Source organism: Bacteroides sp. (assembly GCF_019417265.1).
Classification (GTDB): domain Bacteria; phylum Bacteroidota; class Bacteroidia; order Bacteroidales; family Bacteroidaceae; genus Phocaeicola.
In genome coordinates, this window is sequence record NZ_DXVR01000119.1 from 1 (window position 1) to 7,039 (window position 7,039).

At 44.2% G+C, this 7,039-nt stretch carries 5 protein-coding genes; all 5 read left to right on the top strand.

Annotation, left to right across the window (positions count from 1 at the left end; translation table 11 throughout):
* Window positions 1-317: 317 nt before the first annotated feature.
* The 5 genes from QZ379_RS11450 to argB all read left to right on the top strand — a co-directional run bounded on the left by QZ379_RS11450 (window position 318) and on the right by argB (window position 6,823).
* Window positions 318-395: a hypothetical protein gene (locus QZ379_RS11450; RefSeq protein WP_291564760.1), complete on the top strand. Its 78-nt coding sequence runs from the start codon at window positions 318-320 to the stop codon at window positions 393-395.
* A gap of 803 nt (window positions 396-1,198) precedes the next feature.
* Entirely contained in the window at window positions 1,199-3,517 is a 2,319-nt protein-coding gene (gene topA, locus QZ379_RS11455) for a type I DNA topoisomerase (RefSeq protein ID WP_291564748.1), read from the top strand.
* 22 nt (window positions 3,518-3,539) lie between these two features.
* A complete protein-coding gene (locus tag QZ379_RS11460; protein WP_291564751.1) occupies window positions 3,540-4,070 on the top strand; it encodes a shikimate kinase in 531 nt (176 codons plus the stop codon).
* Between the two features lie 82 nt (window positions 4,071-4,152).
* Window positions 4,153-6,045 carry a biosynthetic arginine decarboxylase gene (speA, locus tag QZ379_RS11465; RefSeq protein WP_291564754.1) on the top strand — a complete coding sequence of 631 codons (1,893 nt, stop codon included), beginning with the start codon at window positions 4,153-4,155 and terminating at the stop codon, window positions 6,043-6,045.
* A 1-nt stretch (window position 6,046) separates the two neighbouring features.
* On the top strand, window positions 6,047-6,823 hold the full coding sequence (gene argB / locus QZ379_RS11470) for an acetylglutamate kinase (RefSeq protein WP_204401794.1): 777 nt from the start codon (window positions 6,047-6,049) through the stop codon (window positions 6,821-6,823).
* Window positions 6,824-7,039: the final 216 nt, after the last annotated feature.

The window sequence follows — 7,039 nt, forward strand, 5'->3', positions numbered from 1 at the left end:
CTGACTCTCAATTTCCGATTGCTCAATTCGCAAAGCATTTCTTTTTGACTATAAATGCTTGCATGTATGGATATGAATCTGCAATAAATGTATTTACTGTTATTACTGTCCGATAAAAAAATACGAAACCATAAAATGGCTGACTTTATTTGCGAGGTCAGTCCCTTTGGGTTAGGTTTCTGTCGCAAATATAATAAATCCAACTATTGGCAAAAATGTACATTTTAGCGGACAGGTGCTATATAGTCAGGACATAAAACTACTGGAAAAGTCAAAAATAACCTCAGACGAGTCGTAAATATGATGGTGAACAATATGTGAAACGATTTGATATTTTGAGACATTTTATTGTAATGTTATATGCTGTTATCATATGTTTTTGTTACTTGCGTTAGATAATGACGTCCATACAGGCAGAAACACGAAAACTTTGTCATATGGATATAACAACCATGCCTTCTTGTAGTACACTTTCCGATGCAAACAAATACCGTCCGGAAATCATATTTGAGTCTATCTATCGTGACTTATACACTCTCTGTCATACATGTCAATGAGTGAGTCCCTCAGACATAATGTTCACTTCGGCAGCAACCAACGATTTTTTCAAGTTAAGATCGTTATTGCAGATAAAAGGTGAAATAATTGCTATCCGTGCACATGTTGCTTATGTGATGATTATCTCTATAAATGGTAGTCAGGTTTTTAAATTGGGATGATTATTGGAAAAGAAGGATAATTATATATCTGAATGACGAAAAACAAATCAGAAAACTCTTCGACGCAGAAACCGTAACACGTTCGTGTTACGGGTGGAACACGTACGTGTTACGCTCGCGTCACGAACGTGTTACGCGCGTTACACGAACGTGTCACGGCTTTTGAAACGGCGCGTTTCGTCTTAAATAATAGAGAATTGTAGCTTTTGCATTTCCGGATGTTTAATTCATTAATGATGTTAAGTATGAATACAAAATCCAGATAATGAAGTAAGGTGCGGTTTCTATCAATAAATTGAATCAAACTGTTTTGATGTCAGTGAAAGCTAATATGTGTAGTATTTTCCTCCGAAACCGGAACGATAGAGGAGTGGAATGTAGAAAAATAAGAAAAAATTATCATTTCATACCTTATTATAATATGTACCCTCAATTTTTTTTCTACTTTTGCCATCAATAATCAATTTGAACCTGAAAATATGCAGAACAATCTGGTAATAGTAGAGTCTCCCGCAAAGGCCCGCACCATAGAAAAGTTCTTGGGCGACGGGTATAAAGTCATGTCCAGCTACGGGCATATACGCGACCTGAAGAAGAAATCGTTCAGCGTAGATGTAGAACATGGTTTTGCACCTATATACGAAGTTCCGGCTGACAAGAAAAAGCTTGTGGCACAGCTCAAGGCTGAGGCCGACAGCGCAGACATCGTATGGCTGGCAAGTGATGAGGACCGCGAAGGAGAGGCTATAGCATGGCATCTGCAGGAAGTACTGAAACTGAAACAGGAAAGCACGCGCCGAATAGTTTTTCATGAAATAACCCCTAATGCCATAAAACATGCGATAGAGACACCGCGAGGAATAGATCTCAGTCTGGTGGATGCACAGCAGGCACGCCGTGTGCTCGACAGAATAGTAGGTTTCGAACTCTCGCCTGTGTTGTGGAAAAAGATAAAACCGTCACTCTCGGCCGGAAGAGTGCAGAGCGTTGCGGTAAGACTTATAGTGGAACGAGAACGCGAAATCAATGCATTCAGTCCGAAACCGGCATTCAGGGTGATTGCTGTGCTGACAGATGCGGAGGGCGCTGAAATCAGAGCGGAACTGTCCGTACGTCCGGAAACAAAGGAAGAGGCACGCCGCATACTCGAACAGTGCGCCGGAGCAGATTTTGTGGTGGAAGATATCACTACTCGTCCGGTGAAACGCAGTCCGGCACCTCCTTTCACTACTTCCACTCTTCAGCAGGAAGCAGCCAGAAAGTTGGGCTACAGCGTGGGACAGACCATGATGCTGGCTCAGAAACTTTATGAAAACGGATATATCACATATATGCGTACCGACTCCGTAAACCTCTCGGAACTGGCTCTCGGAGCATGTGCCAAGGTTATTAAAGAGAAGGCCGGAGAGAAATATCTGCGTACGCGACAATATCATACACATACCAAAGGGGCTCAGGAAGCGCACGAAGCTATCCGTCCTACATATATGGATAAGGAGAAGATAGACGCTACAGCACAGGAACAAAGACTTTATGACCTTATACGCAAGCGTACCCTGGCTTCACAGATGGCTGATGCCGAACTGATGAAGACCACTGCCGTTATTGCTGCCGAAGGTACAGACTGCAAGTTTAATGCAGCCGGACTGGCAGTGATATTCGACGGTTTCATGCGTGTGTATAGCGAGAGTCTTGACGATGATTCCGAACGTGAGGACGAAAGCCGTCTGTTGCCGCCTATGCAGGCAGGACAGAAACTTGAACGCAAGGATATTCGTGCTATAGAGCGTTTCAGCCAGCCGCCTGCAAGATATACGGAAGCCAGCTTGGTGAGAAAACTTGAGGAACTTGGCATCGGACGTCCTTCTACTTATGCTCCTACCATTTCTACTGTGCAGCAGCGCGGATATGTGGAGAAGGGCAGCCGTGAGGGGGTGGAACGTCAGTTCAGACTGCTTACCCTCGACAAGAAAGGAAACATCACTTGCGAAATAAAGACAGAAACGGCAGGAAGCGAGAAGCAGAAACTTATGCCTACAGACGTTGGTGTGGTTGTGACAGACTTCCTTATGGAATATTTCCCTGAAATTATGGATTATAACTTCACTTCGGGAGTTGAAAAGGAATTCGATGAAGTGGCTGCCGGCGAAAAATCATGGACAGACATGATAAGCCGTTTCTATACAGCATTCCATCCGCTGGTGGAGAAAACTTCGGCTTCGAAGGCAGAGCACAAGGTGGGCGAAAGACTGTTGGGCGAGGACCCTTCTACAGGAAGGCCGGTATTTGTGAAAATCGGACGTTTCGGTCCTGTGGTGCAGATTGGTAGTGCCGATGATGAAGAGAAGCCGCGTTTTGCCCAGTTGCGCCGCGAGCAGTCTATGGAGACTATCACTCTGGAAGAAGCCTTGGAACTGTTCCGCTTGCCACGTATGCTTGGCGAATACGGAGGAAAGCAGGTGAGTGTTGGAGCCGGTAAGTTCGGACCGTATGTGAAAACAGATAATATATACGTATCCGTTCCTAAGGATAAAGATCCGTTGACAATCACTTTAGAAGAAGCTGTACAGATGATTAAGGATAAGCAGGATGCTGAGGCAAAGAAGGTGATTAAGGTATTTGCCGATTATCCGGATCTTCAGGTACTGAACGGAAGATATGGTCCTTATATCGCAAGTGAGGGTAAGAACTACAAGATTCCTTCGGGGGTTGAACCGGCAGACCTTACTGCTGAGGCTTGTTTCAAAGTAATTGAACTGCAGAAGACTAAGGCGGAGACGAGAAAAAGGAAGAAATAACAACCAATAACTAAAGAAACGAATGAGAATATTCCTGACCGGATATATGGCTTCGGGCAAGACTACATTAGGAAAGGCTTTTGCCAAGGCATGCAATCTTAGTTTTATCGACCTCGACTGGTATATCGAGGAGCGTATGCACGCATCCGTACGAGATATCTTTGCTACCCGTGGTGAGGACGGATTCCGACAGTTGGAGAGGAGTATGCTGCACGAAGTATCGGAATTTGAAAATGTCGTCGTGGCATGCGGAGGGGGAACTCCATGCTTTTTCGACAATATGGAGGTTATGAACAGTCGCGGAATTACTGTGTTTCTTGATGCTTCGCAGGATGTACTGTTCCGCCGATTGAAACAGGCTGCAGCAAACAGACCGCTTGTGGCCGGAAAATCGGATGATGAACTGAGGCAGACAATATCCGAGGGATTGGAACGTAGAATGCCTTTCTACTCGAAAGCTGCGATAAAACTGGATGGCAGCAGACTGGAGAGCAGAAAGCAGATTGATGAAACGGTTGAGATACTTAGAAATTTGATAAATAAAAATAGCTGACTGATGAAGGGGCAGTAAAACCCGGTTAATGATAATTGATAGGACATTATTAATTTTTAATTGTTAATTATTAATTCAAGAAATGCGAAAATGGCGTATTGAAGACTCGGAAGAGCTTTATAACATCACCGGATGGGGTGTTTCTTATTTTGGAATAAACGAGAAGGGACATGTGGTGGTTACTCCGCGTAAGGACGGAGTGGCGGTGGACTTGAAGGAATTGGTGGACGAACTTCAGCTTAGGGACGTTACGGCTCCCATGCTGGTGAGATTCCCGGATATTCTGGATAATCGTATCGAGAAAATCTCGAACTGCTTCGGACAGGCATCGAAGGAGTACGGCTATAATGCCCAGAACTTCATCATCTATCCCATCAAGGTGAATCAGATGCGTCCTGTGGTTGAGGAAATAATCAGCCACGGAAAGAAATTCAATCTCGGACTTGAGGCCGGTTCAAAACCTGAACTGCATGCCGTGATTGCCATCAACACAGATTCCGATTCGCTTATCATCTGTAACGGATATAAGGATGAGAGTTACATCGAACTGGCTCTTCTGGCTCAGAAGATGGGTAAACGTATTTTCCTTGTAGTGGAGAAAATGAACGAACTCAGACTGATTGCCAAGATGGCAAAACAGTTGAATGTGCGTCCAAACATCGGTATCCGTATCAAACTGGCTTCGTCGGGTAGCGGTAAATGGGAAGAAAGCGGTGGCGACGCAAGTAAGTTCGGACTGACTTCAAGCGAACTTCTTGAGGCGCTTGATTTCATAGAAAAGAAGGGCATGAAAGACTGTCTGAAGCTGATTCACTTCCACATTGGCAGTCAGGTGACAAAGATACGCCGTATCAAGACTGCACTTAGAGAGGCTTCGCAGTTCTATGTTCAGCTCCATCAGCTGGGATTCCCTGTTGAGTTTGTCGATATAGGCGGTGGATTGGGAGTTGATTACGACGGTACCCGCTCGCCAAACAGCGAAAGTAGTGTGAATTATTCTATTCAGGAGTACGTGAACGACTCTATATCTATAATGGTGGATGCCAGCAACAAGAACGGTATTCCTCATCCGAATATTATTACAGAAAGTGGACGCTCGCTTACGGCACACCATTCTGTGTTGATTTTTGAGGTGCTGGAAACTGCTTCTCTTCCTGCAATGGATGATGATTTCGAAGTTTCTCCTGACGACCATGAATTAGTGCAGGAACTTTACGAAATCTGGGATAACCTTAACCAAAGCCGTATGCTTGAGGCTTGGCATGATGCACAGCAGATTCGTGAGGAAACTCTTGACCTGTTCAGTCACGGTATAGTAGATTTGAAGACAAGAGCGCAGATAGAGAAACTTTACTGGTCTGTCACTCGCGAGATTACTCAGATAGCATCAGGACTGAAGCATGTACCTGAAGAGTTCAGAAATATCGACAAGCTTCTTGCCGACAAGTATTTCTGTAACTTCTCTCTCTTCCAGTCGCTTCCGGACTCTTGGGCTATCGACCAGATTTTCCCAATCATGCCTATACAGCGTCTTGATGAGAAACCTGACCGTACTGCTACACTGCAGGATATCACTTGCGACTCAGACGGTAAGATTGCAAACTTCGTTTCGTCAAGAAGCGTATCGCACGATTTACCTGTTCATACTCTTAAGGGTAAGGAATCTTATTATATAGGTGTATTCCTCGTAGGAGCTTATCAGGAAATCCTTGGAGATATGCACAACCTCTTCGGTGATACTAATGCGGTACACGTAACTGTAAACGACAAGGGTTACAGCATCGACCAGGTAATAGACGGTGAAACTGTGGCTGAAGTGCTCGACTATGTTCAGTACAATCCTAAGAAACTTGTGCGTACGCTGGAAACTTGGGTAACTAAATCAGTGAAAGAAGGACGTATCTCGCTCGAAGAAGGAAAGGAATTCCTCTCTAACTATCGTTCGGGACTTTACGGATATACTTATTTGGAATAATATGGAAAAACTTACTATTATAAAGGTGGGCGGAAAGATTGTAGAGGAACCGGATACACTTGCACGCCTGCTTGACGATTTCGCTTCAATACCTGGATACAAACTGTTGGTGCATGGCGGAGGACGTTCTGCCACAAAGGTAGCTGCACAGTTAGGTATTGAAAGCACTATGGTGAATGGTCGCCGTGTGACAGATGCCGAAACATTGAAAGTGGTTACTATGGTCTACGGTGGTCTGGTGAACAAGAATATCGTTGCCGGCCTTCAGGCAAGGGGTGTGAACGCCATCGGTCTGACAGGTGCTGATATGAATGCCATTCTTTCTGTAAAACGTCCGGTTAAGGATGTGGACTATGGCTTTGTGGGCGATGTTAAGGAAGTGAACGGAAAGATGCTTTCTACGCTTATCTCTCAGGGAATAGTTCCTGTAATGGCTCCTCTTACTCACGACGGTAAGGGCAATATCCTGAACACAAATGCTGATACCATAGCCGGAGAAACAGCTAAAGGACTTGCTGCTTACTTCGATGTGACTTTAGTGTACTGTTTTGAAAAGAAAGGTGTTCTCAGCGATGAAAACGATGATGACAGCGTAATACCTGTAATTACTCCTGAACTCTTCCGCAAATATACTGAAGAGGGCGTAATTCAGGGAGGTATGATTCCAAAGCTTGAAAACTCTTTCTCTGCTATCGACAATGGTGTGAAGCAGGTGATAATAAAGCAGGCATCGGATATCAGTGATGCTTCTGCGGGAACTGTTATCAGAAATGAGTAAGTTCCTTAAAACGGAAACGATTGATTAGATTTGGAATAATAATTTTATATGGGGTGGAAAGCAGTTTCTGCCCCTTTTTTGAATGTTTTCTAAATATAATCTGAACGGCTTCTGAACATCTTCTAAACGCTTACTGAACAGTCAGGTTTTTGCTTACTTATTATTTGTCTTACCCTGAAAAAAGTTGACTCATAAAACCAACATTATGAGTTCACA

Bases quoted from the DNA above. Each gene is read 5' to 3' on its own strand.
- QZ379_RS11460 (WP_291564751.1), top strand. From the start codon at position 3,540: ATGAGAATATTCCTGACCGGATATATGGCTTCGGGCAAGACTACATTA.
- argB (WP_204401794.1), top strand. From the start codon at position 6,047: ATGGAAAAACTTACTATTATAAAGGTGGGCGGAAAGATTGTAGAGGAA.
- speA (WP_291564754.1), top strand. From the start codon at position 4,153: ATGCGAAAATGGCGTATTGAAGACTCGGAAGAGCTTTATAACATCACC.
- topA (WP_291564748.1), top strand. From the start codon at position 1,199: ATGCAGAACAATCTGGTAATAGTAGAGTCTCCCGCAAAGGCCCGCACC.